The following is a 409-nucleotide window of genomic DNA, read 5'->3' as shown; positions in this document are numbered from 1 at the left end:
TTGAGCCCGCCCGAGGTGTTGATCGGCAACTCGCCGTCGCGCTCCGTGTACCCGTCCTCGACGAGCTTCCAGGCTTCGCCCTGCTCGGCGAACCCGAGCCCTTCCATCTGGAGGAACTCCAGAATCGTGAACATGTCGTGCAGCTCCGCGACATCGACGTCGTCGGGCCCGTACCCGCTCATCTCGTAGGCGCCTTCCCCGCTCTCGACGACTCCGCCCATCACCGTGGGGTCCTCCCGTTCGTGAACCACGTGGGTGTCCGTCGCTCCGTCGATTCCGGAGATGACGACGTACTCGTCGGCGTACTCCTCGGCGACCGACTCGGGGCACAGCAGCAACGCGGCGGAGCCGTCGGTGATCGGACAGAAGTCGTACAGCCGCAGCGGGTCGGCCACGATCGGCGACTCGA

General features: G+C 66.5%; 1 protein-coding gene. It reads right to left on the bottom strand.

Annotation, left to right across the window (positions count from 1 at the left end; genetic code table 11):
- The coding region (locus C492_RS17100; RefSeq protein WP_008425924.1) for a thiolase family protein at positions 1–409 on the bottom strand (409 nt) is incomplete at both ends.

Origin of the sequence: Natronococcus jeotgali DSM 18795 (assembly GCF_000337695.1) — an archaeon.
GTDB classification, from domain to species: Archaea; Halobacteriota; Halobacteria; order Halobacteriales; family Natrialbaceae; genus Natronococcus; species Natronococcus jeotgali.
Note: the sequence above shows the minus strand (reverse complement) of the source record. Positions and strands in the feature narration are given on the sequence as shown.